16 protein-coding genes are annotated in these 19,798 nt (G+C 53.6%); 7 read left to right on the top strand and 9 right to left on the bottom strand.

Translation table 11 applies throughout. The features are described 5' to 3' along the window. Nucleotides 1-53 precede the first annotated feature (53 nt). Nucleotides 54-1,625, top strand: coding sequence for a glycine--tRNA ligase (locus tag FUA23_RS15660; RefSeq protein ID WP_147931697.1), 1,572 nt, complete (start codon nucleotides 54-56; stop codon nucleotides 1,623-1,625). A 204-nt stretch (nucleotides 1,626-1,829) separates the two neighbouring features. After that, nucleotides 1,830-3,041 (top strand): GTPase HflX, encoded by a 1,212-nt coding sequence (gene hflX / locus FUA23_RS15655; protein WP_147931696.1) that lies wholly within the window; start codon nucleotides 1,830-1,832, stop codon nucleotides 3,039-3,041. 148 nt (nucleotides 3,042-3,189) lie between these two features. Here the strand turns inward: hflX and feoB are convergent, their stop codons facing one another. From feoB to rlmB, 3 genes are all read right to left on the bottom strand, one after another. After that, a complete protein-coding gene (feoB, locus tag FUA23_RS15650) occupies nucleotides 3,190-5,331 on the bottom strand; it encodes a ferrous iron transport protein B (RefSeq protein WP_246144280.1) in 2,142 nt (713 codons plus the stop codon). Nucleotides 5,332-5,457: 126 nt separating this feature from the next. Then, nucleotides 5,458-5,691 carry a FeoA family protein gene (locus FUA23_RS15645; protein WP_147931695.1) on the bottom strand — a complete coding sequence of 78 codons (234 nt, stop codon included), beginning with the start codon at nucleotides 5,689-5,691 and terminating at the stop codon, nucleotides 5,458-5,460. 212 nt (nucleotides 5,692-5,903) lie between these two features. Then, entirely contained in the window at nucleotides 5,904-6,644 is a 741-nt protein-coding gene (rlmB, locus tag FUA23_RS15640) for a 23S rRNA (guanosine(2251)-2'-O)-methyltransferase RlmB (RefSeq protein ID WP_147931694.1), read from the bottom strand. A gap of 188 nt (nucleotides 6,645-6,832) precedes the next feature. Between rlmB and FUA23_RS15635 the strand changes: the two genes are divergently transcribed. From FUA23_RS15635 to FUA23_RS15625, 3 genes are all read left to right on the top strand, one after another. Continuing rightward, entirely contained in the window at nucleotides 6,833-7,099 is a 267-nt protein-coding gene (locus FUA23_RS15635; RefSeq protein ID WP_246144278.1) for an FtsB family cell division protein, read from the top strand. Nucleotides 7,100-7,370: 271 nt separating this feature from the next. Continuing rightward, on the top strand, nucleotides 7,371-8,243 hold the full coding sequence (sucD, locus tag FUA23_RS15630) for a succinate--CoA ligase subunit alpha (RefSeq protein WP_147931692.1): 873 nt from the start codon (nucleotides 7,371-7,373) through the stop codon (nucleotides 8,241-8,243). Nucleotides 8,244-8,430: 187 nt separating this feature from the next. Next, nucleotides 8,431-8,859 carry a CBS domain-containing protein gene (locus FUA23_RS15625; protein WP_187271086.1) on the top strand — a complete coding sequence of 143 codons (429 nt, stop codon included), beginning with the start codon at nucleotides 8,431-8,433 and terminating at the stop codon, nucleotides 8,857-8,859. Between the two features lie 165 nt (nucleotides 8,860-9,024). Here the strand turns inward: FUA23_RS15625 and FUA23_RS15620 are convergent, their stop codons facing one another. From FUA23_RS15620 to FUA23_RS15600, 5 genes are all read right to left on the bottom strand, one after another. Continuing rightward, on the bottom strand, nucleotides 9,025-10,569 hold the full coding sequence (locus FUA23_RS15620; RefSeq protein ID WP_147931690.1) for a glycosyltransferase family 39 protein: 1,545 nt from the start codon (nucleotides 10,567-10,569) through the stop codon (nucleotides 9,025-9,027). Between the two features lie 50 nt (nucleotides 10,570-10,619). After that, nucleotides 10,620-11,312, bottom strand: a complete 693-nt coding sequence (locus tag FUA23_RS15615; RefSeq protein ID WP_147931689.1) for a sulfotransferase family protein — start codon at nucleotides 11,310-11,312, stop codon at nucleotides 10,620-10,622. A 168-nt stretch (nucleotides 11,313-11,480) separates the two neighbouring features. After that, nucleotides 11,481-13,055 carry an aryl-sulfate sulfotransferase gene (locus tag FUA23_RS15610; protein ID WP_147931688.1) on the bottom strand — a complete coding sequence of 525 codons (1,575 nt, stop codon included), beginning with the start codon at nucleotides 13,053-13,055 and terminating at the stop codon, nucleotides 11,481-11,483. A 146-nt stretch (nucleotides 13,056-13,201) separates the two neighbouring features. Beyond that, a complete protein-coding gene (locus FUA23_RS15605; protein WP_147931687.1) occupies nucleotides 13,202-13,624 on the bottom strand; it encodes an HNH endonuclease in 423 nt (140 codons plus the stop codon). A gap of 57 nt (nucleotides 13,625-13,681) precedes the next feature. Continuing rightward, the gene (locus FUA23_RS15600) at nucleotides 13,682-13,927 is read right to left on the bottom strand and encodes a hypothetical protein (RefSeq protein WP_147931686.1); all 246 of its coding nucleotides are present in this window, start codon (nucleotides 13,925-13,927) and stop codon (nucleotides 13,682-13,684) included. A gap of 521 nt (nucleotides 13,928-14,448) precedes the next feature. Here FUA23_RS15600 and FUA23_RS15595 point away from each other — a divergent pair. Both FUA23_RS15595 and FUA23_RS15590 read left to right on the top strand, forming a co-directional pair. Then, a complete protein-coding gene (locus FUA23_RS15595; protein WP_147931685.1) occupies nucleotides 14,449-16,848 on the top strand; it encodes a 3-hydroxyacyl-CoA dehydrogenase/enoyl-CoA hydratase family protein in 2,400 nt (799 codons plus the stop codon). Between the two features lie 91 nt (nucleotides 16,849-16,939). Then, a complete protein-coding gene (locus tag FUA23_RS15590; protein WP_147931684.1) occupies nucleotides 16,940-18,112 on the top strand; it encodes a thiolase family protein in 1,173 nt (390 codons plus the stop codon). Nucleotides 18,113-18,240: 128 nt separating this feature from the next. Here FUA23_RS15590 and FUA23_RS15585 read toward each other — a convergent pair whose 3' ends face one another. Then, nucleotides 18,241-19,701 carry a TolC family protein gene (locus FUA23_RS15585; RefSeq protein WP_147931683.1) on the bottom strand — a complete coding sequence of 487 codons (1,461 nt, stop codon included), beginning with the start codon at nucleotides 19,699-19,701 and terminating at the stop codon, nucleotides 18,241-18,243. Nucleotides 19,702-19,798: the final 97 nt, after the last annotated feature.

The following is a 19,798-nucleotide window of genomic DNA, read 5'->3' as shown; positions in this document are numbered from 1 at the left end:
GATAATTCAACAACTCACTTACTATCTTTGCGGTCCATTAAAAGAATCAATTTATGGCTACCACCTTTGCCGACTTCAAAAAGCTAACCGCCCACGCCAAAGACTATGGCTTCGTTTTTCAGAGCTCCGAAATCTACGACGGCCTCTCCGCCGCTTACGATTATGGTCCCCTTGGTGTGTTGCTGAAGAACAACCTGAAGGAATACTGGTGGCGCTCGATGGTGCAGTTGCACGACAATATCGTCGGTCTCGATGCCTCGATCTTCATGCACCCGAAAACCTGGAAGGCATCCGGCCACGTCGATGCGTTTAACGACCCACTGGTGGACAATAAGCTCAGCAAGAAGCGCTACCGCGCCGACGTACTGATCGAGGACCACGTAGCCAAGATCGAGGGCAAACTGAACAAAGAAATAGCCAAAGCCCAAAAGCGTTTCGGTGATGCTTTCGACGAAGCCGAATTCCGCGCTACCAACGGCAACGTGAAGCGTTACCTGGGTCAGATGGAAGAGATCAATAAGCGTCTCGCTACGGCCATGACTGATGGCAATATGGAGGAGCTCCGGCAAATGCTCATCGACCTGGAAATCAAAGACCCGGAGAGCGGCGCGGCGGACTGGACAGACGTGCGCCAGTTCAACCTCATGTTCTCCACCCAGCTCGGCAACATCGCAGGAGAGGAGGGCAAGCTGTACCTCCGCCCGGAAACGGCTCAGGGTATCTTCGTCAACTTCCTCAACGTGCAGAAGAGCACGCGCCAGAAACTACCCTTCGGTATCGCGCAGATTGGTAAAGCTTTCCGGAACGAGATCGTCGCCCGCCAGTTCATCTTCCGCATGCGGGAGTTCGAACAGATGGAGATGCAGTTCTTCATCAAGCCAGGGACCCAAATGGAGTGGTACAACAAATGGAAGGAGACCCGCATGAAGTGGCACCGTGCACTTGGTCACCCGGAGGAAAAACTCCGCTTCCACGACCACGATAACCTGGCACACTACGCCGATGCAGCCGTAGATATCCAGTTCGACTTCCCCTTCGGCTTCAAGGAACTTGAAGGTATTCACAGTCGTACCGACTTCGACCTCGGTGCTCACATGGAGCTATCCGGCAAAAAAATGACGTACCACGATCCGCAAACGAAAGAGAGTTATGTCCCCTATGTTCTCGAAACATCCATCGGTGCTGATCGCCTTTTCCTCGCCGCAATGAGTCACGCGCTGCGTACCGAAACGGTACCCGGGCAGGACGATGAGAATAACGTCCGCGATGTCATGAAACTCCACCCTGCACTGGCCCCTATCAAGGCTGCAATTATGCCGCTAAAGCGTAACAATCCGGAAATCGTGAAGGTCGCTAAAGACATCTTCAACGATCTCCGCTTCCGCTTCGACGTACAGTACGATGACACCGGAGCCATCGGTAAACTCTACCGCCGTCAGGATGCGGTAGGTACACCTTTCTGTATCACCGTCGATTTCGATACCATCGAAGAAGGCGAGAACAAAGGAACCGTTACCGTCCGTGATCGCGACACACTGGAGCAGACCCGGATCAAGATCGAAGATCTCGCGGCCTTCATCGGCCCTAAAGTGGATATGGCTAACCTGCTGGCTGCTGCTCAGTAAGAGCATTCAGCGTTTAGTGTAACAATCAGGCTGCTGCAAGAAATTGCAGCAGCCTGATTGCTTGATGGCAGCGGCTTTCTCGGGCGCGGCCGCAGGTGCGAAGGAAGGTTTTCGGCAAAGTAATAACCAACGAGTTGTGCTCCACGGAGCGCAAAGGAGAAGCAAAAGAAAACTTGCGACTTATTTCTATTGTTACCTACACATATGGCAAACGAATGGAACTTAGGGCAAAAACAATCTGGCCTTAAAAAAGAAACGGAATACGCGGTAACGGTGGGGCTGATCAAGCGCAACCAAACCGAAGAGCAGGTAGCTGAATACCTCGACGAGTTGGAGTTTCTGGCGCTCACCGCAGGTGCAGTAACCGTTAAGCGTTTTACCCAAAAGCTGGACAGCCCCGACAACAAAACCTTTGTCGGTAGCGGTAAAGCAGCCGAGATCGCCGAGTACGTGAAAAACCACGAAGAAGTAACGATGGTCATCTTTGATGATGACCTCAGCGGAAAGCAAAACGGCGTTCTTGAAGAACGCATGAAGGTGAAAATCATCGACCGCTCAAGTCTTATTCTGGATATTTTTGCGAGACGTGCCCAAACCGCCCAGGCCAAAACCCAGGTCGAACTTGCCCAGATGCAGTACATGTTGCCCCGCCTGCGCGGACTCTGGACTCACCTTGAGCGCCAGCGTGGTGGTATCGGGATGCGCGGGCCGGGTGAAACCGAGATCGAGACGGATCGCCGGATCATCCGCGATAAAATCTCCAAACTGAAGAAAGACCTGATCAAGATCGATAAGCAAGCGGAAACCCGACGCAAGGGCCGCGATGCAATGGTCAGGGTAGCCCTGGTGGGTTACACCAACGTCGGCAAGTCTACCTTGATGAACCTCATCACCAAGTCGGATGTCTTCGCCGAAAACAAACTCTTCGCAACCCTCGACACGACTGTGCGGAAGGTCGCCTACGAAGGCGTCCCTTTCCTCCTGACCGATACGGTAGGGTTCATCCGTAAACTACCTCACCACCTGGTTGAAAGCTTTAAGTCTACCCTCGATGAGGTACGCGAGAGCGACATCCTCCTGCACGTAGTAGACGTAGCCCACCCCGCGCACGAAGACCAGATACGGACCGTCCAGGAGCTGCTCAAAGAACTTGGAGCTGACCAGAAACCAACCGTGCTCGTCTTTAATAAAATCGATCTTTTCCGTGAGCGGAACTACGACCTTTACCTCGATGAGGAAGGCCGCGAGGAAGTAGAAGAAGGATTGCGCAAAAGTCTGGAAAGCGAATTCCAGAATGAAGCTCTTCTGATTTCAGCCCATACCCGCGAGAACATGGATAAACTGCGTGATCGCCTGGTGTCAATGGTGAAGGATGAATACCAGATGACTTACCCCTACGTGGCCAAGCACTGGTAAGCTGGTCGCCGCACCCTCCGGGAGGAAGCGGTCCGCACCCTCTCCGATCGTGTTGCGGTATTGTGATGTTCCGTGAAGTGCGAGGCTACGCGCTGGTGTGTGCTTTTTACGTAGGCGAGGTATCGCATCCGGAGGCTGCTTTGCCGCCTTAGCTTAATACCTGGTAAACCACCATCGCCGAAACATAAGCCAGCGCCGTCATGAAAGTAAACTGAATGACCGGCCATTTCCAACCGCCGGTTTCCCGTTTGGTGACCGCGAGCGTAGACATGCACATCATTGCGAAGACATAAAAGACCAGTAGGCTCCATGCCGTCGCTGGGTTGTAGACCTGTTCGCCGGTGCGGGGATTGATTTCTTCGGCCATACGGTCACGGATGCGCAACTCATCATCAGCGCTGCCGATGGAGTAAATAGTGGCCATGGTGCCAACGAAAACCTCGCGGGCAGCAAAACTCGTGAAGAGTGCGATACCGATTTTCCAGTCGTAACCAAGTGGCTGAATGACGGGCTCGATAAACTTACCGACGTGTCCGGCGTAGCTGGCTTCGAGTTGTTCACTTGCGAGAAGATCGGCAGCGTCGTCGTCACTGAGTCCTTGCTCCTCAACCGTTTTTTGGACCTGCGCCCGCGCCTCTTCCATTGCTCCTGAAGGACCATAAGTAGACAAGCCCCAAAGTACAATGCTGATAAGCAGGATGATTTTACCGGCCTCCATGATGAAGCTCTTGACCTTTTGCCAGACGGTAATGCCTACGTTGCGCCATACCGGAGTACGGTAATCCGGCATTTCGAGCATCAGAAAACTACGCTCCCGGCTCTTGAGAACAAGTTTGAAGATCAGGGCAGAAAGCATTGCGGAGATGATTCCCAGGAAGTAGAGCCCGGCAAAGGCCAGCCCCTGGTAACCGAAACCGAAGAAGGTCCCCTTCGGGACTGCAAAACTTATTAGGATAACATAGACCGGGATACGGGCGGAACAGGACGTGAGCGGGGTGACCATGATGGTCAGCAGGCGTTCTTTCCAGTTGGCTATAGTGCGGGTGCTCATGATGGCGGGGATGGCACAGGCGTGTCCGCTAATGAGGGCAACCACAGATCGGCCGTTGAGCCCGAACCGCTGCATCAGGCTGTCGAAAAGGTAAGCTGCCCGGGCCATATAGCCGACTTCTTCAAGAATGGTGATGAAGAGGAAAAGAGCAGCGATTTGTGGCACAAACACCAGTACCCCACCGAGCCCGGCGATGATGCCATCCACGAGTAAGTCGGTAAACCAGCCCTCAGAGAGGTTTTCCCGGACGGTGTTGCCCAGGGTCTCGAAAAACCATTCAATCCCCTCCATCGGCCAGCCGGTCCAGGCAAAAAGCGCCTGAAAAAGAAGAAGCATGATGAGGACGAAGATCATCGGGCCGAAGACGCGGTGGGTAAGAATATCGTCAACGCGCTCGCTGAAAGAAGACTTGTTTTTTGCCCGGCGAACGGTGTCCCGAACGATGGGCTCGAAGGTGTCGTACCGTTCCATTGTTTCTTCCACCTGTGCCCGTAGGCTGTGAAAGCCGTTTTTCACCCTCGCTTCCTGGACTTTGTGCCGCGTTTTTTCAGGAACATGCTTGAGCCAGCTGGCGTGGTGGGCAAGTAGGAGTGCGTGATAGTCGTTGCGGGCAGGAAGTTCCTGGCGCAAATCACCGAGTACGTCGCGGGCGAGTACACCCGGCTCGTAAAAGGGTTCTTCCGGGCGAAACTCCTGCGGGTTGCGCAAAAGATCGGCGATGGCTTTTTTTAATTCGCTTACGCCTTTGTTTGCCCGGGCACTGACCGCTACTACAGGAACGCCGAGGCGGCGACTAAGACCGGTAACGTCCACTTGCAGGCCTTCTTCCTCGATGAGGTCGGCCATGTTCAGGACGAGAATCATGGGGAGGTCTAGGTCGCGGAGTTGGGTGAATAGCAGTAAATGCTTGTCCAGTTTGGTAACGTCTGCAACGTAGACGATGGCGTCGGGGAAAAGGTCTCCTTTAGGATTGGTGAGCTCCTGAACAACGAGGCGCTCATCGAGGCTGGTAGGATAGCAACTGTAAGCTCCTGGGAAATCGATGATCTCTACAGGAGGCAGGTTCTCGATTCTCATCACCCCCGACTTCTTCTCGACCGTAACGCCGGGGAAGTTGCCGACGCGTTGTCGTAAACCCGTAAGCAGGTTGAAGAGCGATGACTTACCACTGTTGGGATTGCCAACAAGGCCGACGACCGGCGAGGTGATAGAAAAGTCTGATGTTCCGGGGTTAGCCAATTAAGGGAAGGAATTAAATTGCAGAAATTGAAGCGCAGAACGCACATGCCAGAGACTCGTTAGCAATAGCCAGGGCACTTTTTTGTGATCTGACCTTTGCGTTTCCCTCGCTGGCTTTGGGGCTGTCTACTTAATAAGGATACAGGCAAGCTCTTGTTTGCGAAGAGCAAGGCACTGCTGATCGATTTTAACGTACCAGCTGCCACCAAAGGGACCTTTACGAACCAGCCGGAGGCGGGAGCCCGGCCGGACACCGATATCCAACAACTTACAGGCAAGGTTTTCATTCGTGAAACGCTCAATCGTACCGGACATTCCGGCGACAAAGTGAGAAGCTGCGGTGCTGCGGGGAAAGGGCATGATCAGAGTATTTGGTAGCAAACGCAAATATATGTGGAAATCTTTTGTTTTGAGTTGGTCTAAATAGAATATGACAGTAATAAGTAGGTAAGGGACAGAAAGTAAGGACTGCTCGGGTACCAGAAAGAACGCTTGTTTTGGGCGGGACCGGGTACTGCCTGCGCCCTGCCGAAACGGAGGCTGCTGGCTTCCTTAAAGATGCGGGCCTCTTCTTACATTCTGGCCTTCATTGCTTCGAACAAAAGGATACCGGCCGCAACACTTACGTTGAAGCTGTTGAGGGTTCCTGCCTGGGGGATTTTGAAGGTCACGTCGGCCGCCCGGGCTACGCCCTGAGAAATCCCTTCGCCTTCGGCACCCATCACAATGCAGAGCGGTTCGGTCAGCTGAAGCTCGTGGAGATACTTTGTAGCGGCGAGGTCACTAGCGATCACTTTCACTCCGCTCATTTGCAGGAGCTCTACGGTATTGACAAGGCTTTTTTCGCGGCACACTGGAAGGCGCAGCAGGGCACCTGCGCTTGATTTTACGGCGTCGGGCGTAAGGCCGGCACTGTTTTTCTGCGGAATGATGATGCCATGTGCTCCGCATACTTCGGCCGAGCGGGCGATGGCCCCCAGGTTCCGTACGTCGGTGACTCCATCAAGCAAGAGGAGCAGGGGAGTGTGGCCCTGTTCGTAAAGCAGAGGCAGCAGATTTTCCGTTTTCTGGTACGCTGCAGCGGCCAGCTGAGCAATTACGCCCTGGTGGTTACCCCGGGTCATACGCCCCAGCTTAGCCTGAGGGATAATAGTGAAGGGCACCTCGTGCAGTTTACACAGACCGCGAAGTTCTTTCTCGAATTCACCACGTGTTCCTTGTTGCAGGAATACCTTGTCGACGGGCCGGCCCGAGGCCAGCGCTTCCAGAACGGGGTGGCGGCCGTATACCAGGTCTTCTCTTTCTCTTGCCATGGCCCAAAGGTAGTCAAGCAGTTGATTAGTGAGTGGATCAAATAATGACCAGAGCAGAAGGCACAGGCTGGCGGCCAGGAGCTTCAGATAGCTCTGTTGTTTGACTATTTGACTATCTTGCATCCGCTATGGCACTAAAAAAGAAAAAGGACCCGGTTGGGGATTTGATTAACAAGCTTCCTCCCTATTTGCGCAATCGCTATTTCCTGGCGTTAGTCGCATTTACTTTCTTTATGGTTTTTATTGACCGGCACGACATTTCCACCCAGTTCCGCCTTCATTCTACCGTAGAGCGACTGGAGGGAGACCTGGACCGGTTTGATGACCTTATCGATGAGGCCGAAGCCGAAAAGCTGGATATGGAAACGAACCGTGAGACTTTTGCCCGTGAAGGCTACTTCATGCAGAAAGACGACGAGGATGTTTTCATCATCGTTGAGAAAGATGATGAGTAAAATTCTTAATTCATTCTTCCGGATAAGTTCCACGTGTAAGTAAACTTATGCGTGGATTTCTGTATTCCGGACGTTCACCCTCAATAACTTTTTGTGCGCCGTCTTCCAAACCTTACCTTCGCGTCAAATTTCCACAGGTGCTTTTCAGGGCACAGCCGTCTCCGATAGCTTTCGGGGCAGGGGAGGTTTTTTGAAAGCCTGGCTTTTGAATAACCATCGTTCTGAGCAAACCTTTCTCCACCAACCAGAAAATTAAAAAATCTAACTCCACATGGCAGTTCTCGTAAGAAAAGATTCAAACATCATCGTTCAGGGTATCACTGGTAAAGAAGGTGGTTTCCACGCCGGCCAGATGAAAGAATACGGCACCAATCTTGTTGGTGGTGTAACACCCGGTAAAGGCGGTCAGGAGGCCGTAGGTGTCCCCGTATTCAACACCGTAGCCGAAGCTGTAGCTAAAGTTGGAGCTGATGTCACCGTCATCTTCGTTCCACCGGCATTTGCCGGAGACGCTATCATGGAAGCAGCTGCCGCAGGTATCAAGGTGATCATCTGTATCACTGAAGGTATTCCCGTTCAGGACATGGTGAAGGTTCGTTCCTTCATCGATGACTACGACTGTACCCTCATCGGCCCTAACTGCCCAGGCGTAATGACTCCCGGAGAAGCAAAATGTGGTATCATGCCTGGGTTCATTCATAACCCTGGTCGTATCGGTATCGTTTCCCGCTCAGGTACTCTTACCTACGAGGCGGTAGATCAGATCACCAAAGCCGGAATGGGCCAGAGCACCTGTATCGGAATCGGAGGCGACCCCATCATCGGAACCACCACTAAAGATGCTGTAAAACTGCTGATGGAAGATCCTGATACCGACGCCATCGTAATGATCGGAGAAATCGGAGGAACAATGGAGGCCGACGCTGCACACTACATCAAAGAGCACGGAACCAAGCCAGTTGTTGGTTTCATTGCTGGTCAGACTGCACCTAAGGGCCGTACCATGGGTCACGCCGGTGCCATCGTTGGTGGACATGAAGACACCGCCGAAGCCAAAATGAAGATTATGGCTGAGTGTGGTATCCACGTAGTAAAAAGCCCGGCAGACATCGGCAAAACGATGGTTGCTGCACTCAAAGGATAGTAAGAGGCAAGTTACCTTGCAACCACCCGGGAAGGGCCGGTTTCCAGTACGGAAACCGGCCCTTCCTTTTTTTTTGGCGCTCAGCTTGTTTTGCATCTTTGGTCTCGTTCAAAATATGATTTGCTTTACACGGCTAAATTCAGTATATTACAGTCATATAGTAATCCGTATTCAAAACATAGAGCTTATGATGAACGAAGAAGTAAGGACGATTATGTCCACCAGGGTCACTACGGTGACGCCAGGCCAGCACGTAGCCGACGTGCTGGAGCTAATGGAACAAAAACGCCTGCAACAGCTGCCTGTTGTGGACAAGTACGGCAAACTAGTAGGCCTGATTACAAGCTACGACCTCTGGCAGAATTGCCGCAACAACCCCAATTGTGCCGAGGAACTCGTAGGAACGGTCATGACCAGATCCATCGTTAAACTGGCCCCAAAAGACAAGGTTGGCACCGCTGCCGAATTGTTCATGGACCGCCGCTTCAAAACTTTGCCTGTCGTTAATCTCGACGGTAAACTGAAGGGAGTGGTTACGGCTTTCGATGTGATCAGGTACTCATTCAAAAAGGCCTACCCGGAACCAATTCTTTACGCAGACCGAATTATGGCATAACTCTACATTCTCACATTTACATCGCGGGAACCAGGTACAACGACAAACTGAAAAGCTTTGCTTCGCTGCAGGCTGACGAGTGTCTCTCAAATCCAATCTCCTCCCGGGAAACCGGCGGCGGAGGAGAGCACTCGCAGCTTGTAAGGCCGGAAAAGCCTTAAGTTCTTATTCTCCTAGTTGTGCGGCCCTGCGGGCACGCACAATATCTGTCCATGCCTGAGAAACATCGGTTTTTGGCTGCTTGCGGTAGTAGATGAAACCGGTTTCCCTGGCATAAGGTGTATGGGTACTGTCGATCAGGCTGACAACGGAGAAGTAGTCGGATGGTCCCTGCGGACTATCGTCGAGAATAATCTGTCGGTCAAATTCAACCTGCTCAGGAACCCAGAGGAGAAAGCTGGCATCGAACGAAACCGCTTCGGGTAAGTCATACTTATGGCGGAAGAAGCTCAGCGCCCCGGCGTGTCCGTAATTGCCACCCTCGATCATACAGGTAGCCTGTTCTTCCGGTGGTAGTTGGTGGTAAAACTCAGCTACTTTTGCTACCATTTCCTCCCACCCGTGCATATCGGCATAGTCCTGGCTGAGATCACGTACAGTACCGTCTTCCCAGCGCAGCCCGGCGGTCATTCCCAGGTTGTCGCGGGTGAAAATGCTGTACTGCTGCATTTTATCCACAGGCAGTACCGGTAAACCGAATGGTATGAGGATGAAGTTGGCTGCCAGCGGTAACACCACCCACCAGCTTTTCTCTCCCAGGCGTTGAGCCCAGTAACAGCCACCTGCTGCGAAGAGAGAAGTGTAGGCCCCAAAGGTGTAGTACGCTTTTCCGTTCAGCAGTAGTAAGAGCGCAATTAAAATGATGTAAGCGAAGGCCAGAGAGCGGTAAGGCCTGAGTTGCTTCGACCGGATGAGGTAAACCAAACCCGGTAGCCAGATCAGGACTCCGAGCGCGTGGAACAGAAATTGGGGGACGAGAAAATCCATCGCCGACATATTCACCAGCTGTGTTTCAGACAATTCCTGCATGTGTGCCATCACCGGAAATCCATGATTGAACTGCCACCACAGGTTCGGTAACCACATGACCAGCGCAATCCCGACAGACCGCCACAGGTGTTTGCTGCGAAGCAGGGAGCGTTGCTCGGTAAGCAGCAGGCCCGCCAGCAAGGAAAAGAGGTAGAATACGATGCTGTACTTAGTCATCAGGCCGAGGCCTGCGACTCCGCCGAGAATGTACCAGTCTTTCGGGCGTTGGTAATTAATCAGGCGCACCAGGGCGAGTCCCGTCAGAAGCCAGCAAAACTGGTTGAAACTGACGGGTTGAAACAACGCATTAGAGCCCAGGTATACGGGCGAGAGCAACCAACCGGCGCCCGCAATCAGTTGGGCGTGCTTCCCGCCGCCCAGTTCTCTGACCATCTCGCAGAGCAACCACAGGCTGAGCAGCCCAATTATAAGCACAGGAATTTTTGCCGCCCATATCGTCCCGCCAAAAATGAGCTGACTGATGCCTGCCACCCAGCCGATTACGGGCGGCCCCTCCATGTATCCCCACAGTGGGTGATGGCCTTCGGCAAGGTAGAGGTATTCATCTCTGTGCAGGCCATAACCATTTAAAATGGCCGTAAGGTGGAGCAACGTTTTGGCGGCAAGCAGTCCGAAAAGGCCTTTCTGAAACAGGCCGGGTTTGGGGGTGGGGGTGTGCATAAAGTAGTGGTGACAATTTATACACGAAGATGGCCCCCTTTTTGTTACAGCTACTTTATTCTTAACTGTCCGCCATCAGATATCATCTTTCCGATCTGTTCCTGGAAATCTTTGCGTTTGTTCTTGAACGGGAAAGGCTCCTCAGGAACCGGAACACCAAGGAAAGCACACAAGGGTTCCCAACCGTCGCTGATGCGAAACTCGAGCAGATTTTGGGCGGGGACGCAGGTGCGGAGCTCGTTTTGAAAAGCAAGGTAACGCGAGATTGTTGCCTCCTTGTTCAGGAACTCTCCGGCGTAGTGCCGCTGAAAAAGATACTTCTCTACCAGGGCGAGTGCATTGCCAATACTCCTGAATTTCGGCGAAGCCTCACCCTTCAATCGCATTGCTTCTTTTGCCGCAGCGCTGTGCGGTACCGCAGCGTGGATCGTCCGCAGCACACTCTCGTACCACTCCTCGGGATCGCGGAGAGTGAGGATAAACTTCATCCCCGGGTACTGTTCCGAGAGCTCTTTATGCATCAGGCAGCCGGGAAAATCTGTGCTGCTTTGGTAACCATCAAAGAGGTCCGGAAAATCTGTTTTGCCCGTCTCAAAGAACTGCTCCCATTGACTGGTTTTGGTGGGGTTGCCGAACAGCTCCTGCATGTGGGCACATTTGCCGTAGCCAAGCATTTCGAGGGCAACTTTAAGGGATGAGGTTCCGGTGCGGGGAGCTCCCACACCAAGTATTTTCAATGACATTTGAGTTTGTTTGGCCCTGAGATGTACGTAGTGTCAGGAAAGAAAAGAGAGTTAGTGGTGTCACTCACACCCTAATGAGAGCGTAAGGTTACAGAGGGTTTGTTGGGCTGGCGCCAACTGACTTTTTTGCTGTGCCGGATGCATAAGGCAGCAGCCCGAACCGGCTGCTTATTCGTTATTGAGTAAAGAATACCGCTCTCCGCGGAAAAGGATGTCGAATTGTCCCCAGCTTTTCTCGCCGGAGCCGAGTGCGTCTTTGAAGTAGATGTCGGCCTCGAAAACAACTTCGTTGTCGGGGTAGGTGACTTCCACCATCTTTCCGTGGCCGGGTTTGCCGCTCGCCCGGATGTTTCCGGAAGTGATCAGGCGGTTACCATTGGGGAGTGCGTCAACATCGCTGGTGATGGGGGAGAAAAGATCCATGCCCCGCTCTTTTCCATATTGCCACACCTGAGTGATGGTCCGGTCGGCTTCATCGATTTTATACTCAACCGCACGCGAGTAAGTCGGCTTTGCTTCATAGTTTCTGCGCAGGCCGTTGTCGAACAACAGCAGGTTGCCGTTGGGCAAAACGGTAAGTGCGTGCTGGCCGGAGGGCCAGTCGAAGTCTTCGGCAGAGACCTTTCCTTGTTGGACCTCTCCGGGGTAGAGCTCGCCGGCCGGGTTGGCAGCAGCCAGCAGATAATCGGTGGTGTTGAGGCCTTTGCCGTCAAAACCGGCCTGCCCCCACGCAACGTGCGGAGCCAGAATCCAGCGCAGGCCGTCGTCCGGACCGATTTTTACCACACCCTGATTTCGTCCGGAGACAAGCACTGAGTTGTCCTGCAGGCTCATCGCGATCGAGTTGACGTGGAACCAGTCGGTTGCTGGGTCCATGCCGTAATCTGCCGGGAAAATCTGTCGGTCCACTTTAAGGTACTTGCGCATGTCCCATTCCTTGGCTGTGCGACCGGTGACCCGGTCCCAGATGACGGCGTGGTCGAAGCGGGTAGGGACCTTGCGGCCTTCGCTCATCACGTAACTGTCTTTCTTCGATCCGCCCATCAGCAGCATCCCGTTGGGCATCTCGATGATCTCATGGTTGCCGGCGTTGCCCCACATCTGTTCTTCCCGGATGGTTTTACCGAGGTCATCGACTTCGAGTAGTTTGATCCAGTTGAGGTATAACCAATTCCCGTTTCTGAGGCGGTAGGTGGTATAAGAGATTTGTCCCTGCTCGCTCATGTCCATGAACCACCGGATCACGCCCTGATCGTCGAACATTAAGGTGTAGGGCAGGAACTTGCCGTTGTTGGCGAGCAGCAGTTCAACGAGGTGGAACCCATCTTCCATCCGGTCTGGTTTCAGGGTTGTCACGTCTATGGTCGGGAAGCCGGCGGGCAGCGCTGCTGTGGTTACGGAGGTGGTCCCTTCAAATACTTCACCATCTTCGGTAGTGAGCACAATCCCGAGTTTGTTCTCCTGGCCGGGGTAAAGACCCAAAACCGGAACTTCCCGGAAGTTGAGGTGGTCCGAGAACGTTTGTACCAGAGGCGTTTCACCCGGAACGGTGATTGAAACACTGCAGGGTTTCTCGGTTCTGATCTGGAGAATGGCGCTCAGCGGAACCCGGTCGTAGGGGTTTAGCCTCACCTCAACCGGGCTTTTCAGGATGTCTTCCAGGGCAGGAGTACTTTGCTGGCAGGCAGAAAAGACGGAGGAAATACCGGCAATTACCAGTAGCGTTAACAGACGTAAAAACATGTCGATTCAGGTTTACTAAAGATCGGTGCAAGTTACGCCATATTTGCGGCACAGGGGGCAAGGGTATCTTGTTGGTATACGACAGATAATCGGGTTTTCCGCCTTTTAGGGTAGGCGCTTTACAGGGTTAGTTCTCCTCGAAAAAATCAGCTGGCTTCGATAATCCCCGCGTCGATGAGCACCCCGCGCGAACTTACCCGGTTGAGGTCGTTGAGGTTGAGCACCTTTATGGTTCCGAGTCCGATTTCAGTGCGCGCAACGATCAGTCCGGAAGGACGGAAATTAAAGTGATTATGCCAGGCGTCTTTTCTTGGGTTGTACAGCCGGATGAGGGATTCCTGGAACTCGTGCCAGGCAGCGATGCTGCTTCCCTTACTGAGGTTGCAAAGCCTGCACGCCAGGGCAAGATTGCCGAATACGGTCTCTCCGCCCTGCTTTTCGCTGATAATATGATCGATATGGTAACTGGCAAAAGCGACGGCCCGGGGCACTCTACAGTACTCGCAGCAATTGTCGGCTGCTTCGGTAATTTGACGGCGAAGGATGACGGGGATGTAGGTTTTGCTCACGCTGGGTACTCCTGGAAAATCAAAATTTTAACACAGATGCTTCAGCGCTACGGCTAATCAGGCTTTCATCAGGCGGCGGTAAGCACGGGCTTTGGCCATGCGCACCATGTGTTCTGCCACGCGGTAATGTTCTAATTCAATTTTTTCTTCAAAGGAAAGAAGCCCGGCTTCATTCCTGACGGAAAGCTCATTTAAACGGATTTCCTCTGCCGGGTTGGTGCAAAGTTCCATCACAGCTTCCGGAGAGGGAAAGTCCGAAAGAACATCAATAACCCGACTTAGTAGTTGGCTCTGTTTAGCCATGATTGAAAGCTTTGAGTGGTAAATATAACGATTTCAGGGCAGATAAAAGTTTACCTGGCTGATTATTAGTACAGTAATAAGGCGCGAGCGCAGGTGAAAAAACGGTTTTAAGGCAAAGTTCTTCCCTCCTCTCAACTTGTGCCACAGCGAGATCATTCCTAGACCCAACGCACGGTGAACAGTCCCGCGGTCGCTCCCTGAAAGCATCCTCTGCACCCGCGGCCGCGCCCGTATATCTCCCCTGTGTGGGATGGGTCGTAAACCAGATTGTCGCTCAACCCCTCCCCGCATCGCTACCCTGGGAAGGAGCCGCGACAATCTGGTTTGCTCCCTGCGGGATTGTCGCACTATTCCCGCTTCAACCGGGCGAAACGCACAATATTATTGCCCCCGGAGACGGTTTGACTGCAGGAGTATTTGACTGTTGGGCCATAACTCCTTATCTTCGCCAGCGAAAATTCGCTAAATTGATATAACTCATTGTCAACTCGTAGCGTTACTACATTTATACAACCATCATCATGCAACACCGAATAAAGAAAGTCGCCGTACTAGGCTCCGGCGTTATGGGCTCTGGCATCGCTTGCCATTTTGCTAATATCGGACTCGACGTACTCCTGCTGGATATCGTCCCCTTTAACCTCTCCGACGAAGAGAAAAAAGACCCCGTGAAGCGCAACAGCCAAGCTGTTAGTGCACTGGCCACAGCCATAAAATCTAAACCAGCTCCGCTGTTTAAGAAAGACTTTGCCAGCCACATCACCACCGGAAACTTTGACGATGACTTCGAAAAAATCGGTGACTGCGACTGGATCATCGAGGTAGTGATCGAGCGGCTCGACATCAAGCAGCAGATTTTTGAAAAGGTAGACAAGTACCGCAAAGCCGGTTCCCTTGTTACTTCCAACACTTCCGGTATCCCGATCAAGATGCTCGCCGAAGGTCGTTCTGAAGATTTTCAGAAGCACTTCTGTGGTACGCACTTCTTCAACCCGCCGCGCTACCTGCGCCTCTTCGAGGTGATTCCCCACGAAGGAACCGACCAGGGCGTAGTGGACTTCTTCATGCACTACGGCGATGTTTATCTCGGTAAGCAAACCGTACTTTGTAAAGATACTCCCGGCTTCATCGGTAACCGCATCGGCGTAATGTCTGGCGTCCAGATGATGGACCTTACGGTGAAGTACGATATGACGATCGAGGAAGTTGATGCAATCACCGGTTCTCTCATCGGGCGGCCAAACACGGCAACCTACCGCCTGCAGGATCTCGTGGGCATCGATACCAGTGCTAAAGTGTCTGGCTTCGTAATGGAAAACGTTTCCGACGATGAGTACATCGAATCAGTAAAAGGCAAGAAGCAGCCTGAGTTCATGGCGCACCTGCTTGACCAGAAGTGGTTCGGTAATAAGTCTGGTCAGGGCTTCTACAAAAAGACAAAAGAGCGCGATGAGAAGGGTAAATCCATCATCCACGCGCTCAACCTCAAAACGTTGGAGTACGCTCCCGCTACGCGTCCGCGCCTGCCGATCGGTAAGGCTAAGATGATCGACGATATGGGGCAGCGGATGAAGACCATCGTTGGTGGAGACGACCGGGAGAGCAAATTCCTCCGCGAATACTACGCTGGCCTCATCGCTTACTCCGCTAACCGTGTACCAGAAATTGCAGACGACCTGTACAGCATCGACGACGCGATGCGGACCGGCTATTTCTGGGAATACGGCCCCTTCGAGACCTGGGATCAGATCGGCCTCGCCGAAGGCATCAAGATGATCGAAGAAACCGGCAGTAAAGTCGCCGGCTGGGTCAGCGAAATGCAAAAGGCCGGCCACGACTCTTTCTACAAAGTAGAAGGCGGTAAGCGGCTGTACTACGACCAGGCAAGTAAGGGCTACAAGCCAGTGCCGAGCCTCGAGAACTACATCATACTGGACACCCTGCGGGAGAACGCACCGATCATCAAGAATGATTCTGCGACGGTTCACGACCTCGGCGACGGTGTAATGTGCGTAGAGTTTACCTCTAAGTCGAACTCCATCGACGACGCCATCGGCCAGGCTATTTCCGACGCTATCGATAAGGCGGAAGAAGAAGGTTGGGCCGGTATCGTGATTGGCAACAACGCCAAAAACTTCACCGTAGGAGCTAACCTGATGAACGTCGGGATGATGGCGATGCAGCAACAGTTCACCGAACTCGATGCACTCATCGATGGCTTCCAGCAGCTGAACATGAAAATCAAGACCTGTAAGGTTCCCGTTGTGGTGGCCACTCAGGGGTACGTCTTCGGTGGTGGTTGCGAAATTGCAATGCACGCCGATGCGGGCGTTTACGCCGCAGAAAGCTACATCGGCCTCGTGGAGGTAGGAGTAGGTCTCATCCCCGGCGGCGGCGGAACGAAGGAACTCGCCCTGCGTGCGTCCGACAAGTTCTTCGAAGGCGACGTTATGATGCCAACCCTCATCGATGCCTTCCAGACGATCGCAACGGCGAAGGTCTCTACCTCAGCCTCCGAAGCGTTTGACTACGGATACCTCATTGAGGGCAAAGACTTCGTAGAGATGAACCTCCAGCGCAACATCGGCGAAGCCAAGCGTAAGGTGCTTGAACTCTCCCGTGAGTACGTAGCACCCAGCATCCGCGAAGACATCACTGTTCTTGGCCGTGCCGGACTGGCCGCCCTCTACACGGCGATCAATGAGTTCAAGCTCGGTAAATACATCTCCGAATACGACGGCGTTGTGGCCCGCCACGTAGCCAACATCCTCTGTGGTGGCGAGCTTACCCAGACCACTCTGGTAAGCGAGCAGTACCTCCTGGACCTCGAACGTGAGGCCTTCCTCAGTCTGCTGGGCAACCAGAAGACCCTGGAACGGATCCAGTACACACTGCAGAACAATAAGCCACTTAGGAATTAGAAACCAGGAACTAGTAGGGCTGGCAACTAGCTCCTAGTTTCTAGTTCCTAGTTTCTAACATCCCCTCAACTCAACAATTAAAGCACCAATCATGGAAGCTTACATAGTAAAAGGATACCGCTCCGCCGTTGGCCGCGCCAAAAAAGGAGGATTTAAAAACTACCGTTCCGACGATCTCGCCGTGGACGTAATCAAGCACCTGATGAGCACGGTGCCCGAACTGGACCCTAAACTGGTCGACGATGTGATCGTTGGCTGCGCCAACCCGGAAGGGGAGCAGGGCCTTCAGGTCGGTCGCCTCATCGCTGCCCGCGCACTCGGTAAAGAAGTGCCGGGTATTACCATCAACCGTTACTGTGCCTCTGGTCTCGAGTCTATCGCTATGGCGGTGGGTAAGATCAAAGCAGGCTTCGGGGACATCTACCTCGCCGGCGGAGCCGAGAGCATGAGCCAGATCCCGATGACGGGATACAAGCTCAGCCCAAGCTACAAGGCCACGATGGACAACATCAACTACCACGTCAGTATGGGTAAAACGGCCGAAGCCGTTGCCAAAAAGTACAACGTAACCCGCGAGGAAGCCGACGCCTTTGCCGTACGCAGCCACGAAAAAGCTGCTGCCGGTATTGACGCTGGTAACTTCGACAGCCAGATCGTTCCGGTTGAAGTAGAAGACGTGTTCGTGAAGGACGGCAAAATGGTGAAGTCAAGCCATACCGTTGCGATGGACGAAGGCGTTCGCCGTGGCACAAGCATGGAAGGCCTCGCCCGTCTGCGCGCTGTGTTCGAGCAAGGTGGTGTGGTTACTGCCGGTAACTCCAGCCAGACTTCCGACGGGGCCGCCTTTACCCTCGTGATGAGCGAGCGCATGGTGAAGAAGCTGGGCCTGGAGCCAATCGCCCGCCTGGCGAGCTGCTCCGTAGGTGGTGTTGATCCGCTTTACATGGGCATCGGCCCCTGTGTAGCGATCCCGAAAGCTCTGGAACGTGCCGGACTGAAACTTCAGGACATCCAGCAAACAGAACTCAACGAAGCCTTCGCCACCCAGGCGCTGGCCGTGATCAAGACGATGGGCATCGATCCCGAAACGGTGAACCCCAACGGTGGGGCCATTGCTCTGGGTCACCCGCTGGGTTGTACGGGAGCCAAACTGACCATCCAGTTGCTGGATGAGATGCGCCGCCGCGATCAGAAGTACGGAATGGTTACCGCCTGTGTTGGTGGTGGCCAGGGTATTGCCGGCATCTTCGAGCGTTTGAGCTGATACCGCTCAGCCTGAAGGCTGAAGAACAGAGCCCCGCAACCAGCAATGGTTGCGGGGCTTCTTTGTTTTGGAGGGGTTCATTGCGGCAGCATAACTGTTTCTGCACCTGCGTCCGCGCAGGAAAAAAATTACTCCGCCACCAACTTTTCTCCCGTAACGAAATCGAAGAGGGTAAGCCGACGGAGCTCGTAATACCCGATCCAGAAATCCCGCAGGCTGGAGAGGTATTGCCGCCGGGCCGCGTCTTTTTCCTGCACGGCCAGGTTGAGCTCGGTCACACTCAGTTTGCCGATCAGGTAGCGTTTGCGGGTGATCTCTTCGCGGCGGATGGAAACCTCGTAGGCCCGGTCAGAAAGAGCAACCTGGTTGCGCAGCAGGTCATACTGCTGCACCTGCAAACGGATGCGCCGTTCGAAGCTGATTTTCTCCTGAGATATGTTGAGCCGCTCCAGGTCCTGGTTCGACCGGGCAACCTCGATGCGGCTGCGGGCCTTGCCAAAGTCTGCGATCGGAACACGAATCCCCAGGGTAACCACCTCCTGATCGATGAGCCCGTTGTAGGCTCCGTCCAGGCTTTTTCCCGTTCCGGAAAGGCCAAACTGCCCGTTAATGTCAACCTGAAAGCCGTTGCTTTTTACCGCGCGGTCCAGTTCGGCTTCGGCTTCCAGCACCCGCCGTTCGAAGGCGAGGATGAGGCTGCGATTCTGGAGGGCGTGCTGCAGGGCCATTTCGGGGTCAACGGTATTGGTCGGTATGCCGTCGGGCGGGATGAGTTGGAATTCGGCATTGGTCGTAATCCCAAGGAAACTGCGCAGCTGCTCGTTGGCCGTTTGTGCGTTCAGGTTGGCGCTGGCGAGCGAGGCGTTGGCGTTCATGACGCTCAGCTCAATCTGTAATAGGTCGGTTTCGGCGATGCGGCCAACGGAATAACGGCCCTGGCTGATTTCGTAGAGGGTGTCGGCGTTGATTTTGTTTTTGTTGGCTGCTTCCAGGGTTAGCTGAGCGATGAGGAGGTCGAAGAACAGGTTCGATGCGGTAGCTGCTGCCTGTTCCTTCGCTTCGTTGAACTGACGCTTGTTTTCCTGATAACGCAACGGTTCGGTTTTTTGCCGCCATTTCAGGTCGTTGTAAGTCCGCAGGGGCTGGGTGAAGCCGATGGAAACCGGTGTGGAGAGGTAAGACAGTGACCCTGCGTTGATGTCGGTCTCGAATACATCGAGGCGCTGCAGACCGGTGGTGAGGAAAATTTGTCCTCCGGTGGCCGTGATGGGTTGGGAGAGAAAAAGGTTGACCGAATTGCGCATGAAAGCCCGGCTCACGAAATCTTCGCTGCCGTCGGGCAGCGTAATGGGCTCGATGGAACGGTTGAGGCCGGGCAGCGTGGCGTCGAGACTAATCTGCGGTTTGTAATCGGCCTGAAACGAGCGGTATTGCCAGAGGCTGTTGTTGAGCCGGGTTTCGGCAAGTTTCATGTCGGGAGACTCGCTGCGGGCAATCTCCACCACTTCCTCCAGGGTTAAGACATAGGTTTTTTGGGCGCTGACGCAGGTGCAAAAAAAGAACAGGAACAGCAAAGTAAGGGAACGCATGGGCTTGGGTTTTCTGGTTGTGCCGGGTGGGTGCACACTCCGTGTGCGAGCTTACGGTGTAGCCTCTGGCTGCGGGGTTTCAAGCTCGCACGCCGAG

It is taken from the genome of Neolewinella aurantiaca (genome assembly GCF_008014675.1).
Taxonomy (GTDB): domain Bacteria; phylum Bacteroidota; class Bacteroidia; order Chitinophagales; family Saprospiraceae; genus Neolewinella; species Neolewinella aurantiaca.
Note: the sequence above shows the minus strand (reverse complement) of the source record. Positions and strands in the feature narration are given on the sequence as shown.